The sequence below is a fragment of the Sellimonas sp. genome, assembly GCF_047234585.1.
Lineage (GTDB): Bacteria > Bacillota > Clostridia > Lachnospirales > Lachnospiraceae > Sellimonas > Sellimonas caecigallum.
The window spans coordinates 1-2,602 of the sequence record NZ_JBKSWG010000054.1 but is presented as its reverse complement, the minus strand read 5'-3'; the positions used below and the strand labels follow the sequence as shown (position 1 = coordinate 2,602).

At 40.5% G+C, this 2,602-nt stretch carries 3 protein-coding genes and 1 tRNA gene; all 4 read left to right on the top strand.

What is annotated here, in order from left to right; translation table 11 throughout:
* Positions 1-216 precede the first annotated feature (216 nt).
* The 4 genes from ACLROL_RS12130 (at position 217) to ACLROL_RS12115 (ending at position 2,539) form a co-directional block, all read left to right on the top strand.
* A tRNA-Leu gene (locus ACLROL_RS12130) sits at positions 217-299 on the top strand.
* Positions 300-461: 162 nt separating this feature from the next.
* Positions 462-1,115, top strand: a complete 654-nt coding sequence (locus ACLROL_RS12125; RefSeq protein WP_087201440.1) for a phage head-tail adapter protein — start codon at positions 462-464, stop codon at positions 1,113-1,115.
* A gap of 380 nt (positions 1,116-1,495) precedes the next feature.
* Entirely contained in the window at positions 1,496-2,176 is a 681-nt protein-coding gene (locus ACLROL_RS12120; RefSeq protein WP_413067943.1) for a GntR family transcriptional regulator, read from the top strand.
* Positions 2,177-2,209: 33 nt separating this feature from the next.
* On the top strand, positions 2,210-2,539 hold the full coding sequence (locus ACLROL_RS12115; RefSeq protein WP_413067942.1) for a hypothetical protein: 330 nt from the start codon (positions 2,210-2,212) through the stop codon (positions 2,537-2,539).
* Positions 2,540-2,602 lie beyond the last annotated feature (63 nt).

Genomic DNA, 2,602 nt, shown 5'->3' with positions numbered 1-2,602 from the left:
GGCTTTATGCGGCCTGCACGTACTATTTTAATTATGCAACTGTCAAACTCCCGAGCTGATCCGGCGCGCGGAGACACCGGCAGACTACTTTGCCACTTTTGACTGTTTTGATATCGGGAGACAGCTGATAGAGGAATCCCATAAAATTTGGAAATAGTTCTTGCAAATTAAAAAACAGTGTGATATAATCAATCTTGGCTTGTAAAAGCCAAGAAAGCCGGCGTGTCGGAATGGCAGACGAGGCAGACTCAAAATCTGTTGTGGGCAACCACGTATGGGTTCAAGTCCCATCGCCGGCATTATATTTGGGTGTCTGTTGGATACCAGATGACGTGAAGAAAACCTCTGATTTATCGGAGGTTTTCTTTGACTTTTGCACCAATGGCACGGCAGTAAGGATGATGTAGACAAAGGCTGGAAAGCGGCAAGGAATAACCAATGGATTTTTTGGAGGAGCGATGATGAATAAGGAATGGTCGGAACTTAACAAAGCAATGCAGGCACAGATCAGGAAGAAAGATACTTATGAGGCAGGTATCGATACATTGTTTGAACTGCGGAACCGGCTAATGAAAGTCTTAACCGAATTCTATAGCGAATTAAATAGAGAAGAGTTCCATGCAATCCCTTTTTTACATGCAGACGGTTATCACAGCAAAACCATTGCATATTCCATCTGGCATATCTTTCGGATCGAAGATATAGTCGCGCACATTTTGATAAACGAAGACGAACAGGTATTTTGCACAGGAAATTATCAGGAACGGATTCATTCGCCAATCATAACAACGGGAAATGAACTTGTAAAACAGCAGATCGCAGATTTTTCAATGCAGCTTAATTTGAAAGAACTTTATTCCTACATTTTTGAGGTAAAAGCAAGTACGGAAAAGATACTCAAAAGTCTGTCTTATGCCGAATTGAAAAAGAAAGTATCAGAACAAAGAAAAGAATGCTTAAAATCGTTACATGTCGTAAGCAATGATGAGAATGCAATTTGGTTGATTGATTATTGGTGCAATAAAGATATACGAGGACTGATTCAGATGCCGTTTTCAAGACATTGGATTATGCACATAGAAGCAAGCTTACGCATCAGGAATAAAATACATTGATAAATCTACGGATTGCGGGTAACCGAAACAGCTGTCTCTTTTTGTGATTTATCAAGGAATTGGATTTACAGATACCACCAGTCTGAAATGGCCGGTGGTATTTTTGCGCTCTTTTTTCAGGAGCGGAACATAAGAGAAGTGCGAAATTTTCTTGTATATTCTTACATTGTTGACATTGAGCACATGCATTTTCGACAAAAAACAAGGAGTATTATACAAATATGACAAAAAAATAACATGAAAATATACAAAAAACGGCAAGAAATTTTGGTAGTTATTTTTGTCGAAAGTAGATTGTTAACAATTGATTTTTTCTTAACAAACAAGGTATAATAAAAACAAGAAAATTTTCACGAGTTAACGTGAAAAAGGAGAAAAATATGGTCAGAACAGCTGTATCACGAAAAACACTGAGAGAGCAGGTCGCGGAAATTCTGAGGAGAAAAATACTTAATGGGGAAATCAAACCTGGCGAGCGGATTATTGAGGCAGATGTGGCTAAAGCGTTTCAGACAAGCCGAGGCCCTGTGAGAGAAGCACTTCGCCAGATTGAGGAGGAAGGGCTTGTTACATACGAATCTCACAAAGGATGCATCGTGAAAACGATGTCCTATGAAGATATGCAGGAAGCATATCTGATACGTTCCACATTGGAAAGTCTTGCAGCAAAAATGTGTTCCGGAAATCTAACACCTGAGCTGGAACAGCAGATGGAGAAAAATCTGGAGGAACTTGGAAAAGCTGCCGAGGAGAGGGATCTATACAAGGTAGTAGAACTTGATGAAGAGTTCCATTCTTATGTTGCAAAGGCATCCCAGAGTGAAAGGCTTTACAAGGTGTGGAAATCTTTGGAGAGTGGAAATACGGCGGCGTATTATACGATGGAGACGGAATCGCTTGTACCGTTTGAGGTTATTAAAATGAACCATCAGAGAATCCTGGATGCATTTCGGACAACGTCTGTAGAACAGATATGCGGAGAGATTGAACGACATTATATGATCGTTCCAGAAACACTGTTCCAGCAAATGCAGAAGAAAAAGGAAAAGTCTGAAATGTAAAAAGAAGATGCTGATATGAAGGGAGAGAAAAAGATGCTAAAATTTATTGGAAAACGACTGGCTTACGCCATCCTGACGCTGTTTTTGATCGCAACCGCCACCTTTTTCCTGGTTGCGGGGGCGCCTGGAGATCCCATTGCTGCGAAAGTAGGACAGATGCCGGAGCAGGCGCAGGAAATCATCGAGGAAAAATACGGGCTGGACAAGCCGGTACTTCAACGTTATGTCATCTATATGAAAAATCTTCTCACTACAGGAGATTTCGGGGAATCGATTATTTATACCGGAAAATCGGCCAATGATGTCATCAAAACGAATACGTGGGTGTCCGCGAAAATCGGGCTTCTTGCCCAATGTCATTAAGTTAATTCAAAAATTAAAAAAAGCAGAATGCAAGTAGGTAAAATCTCACTTGTATTTTGCTTT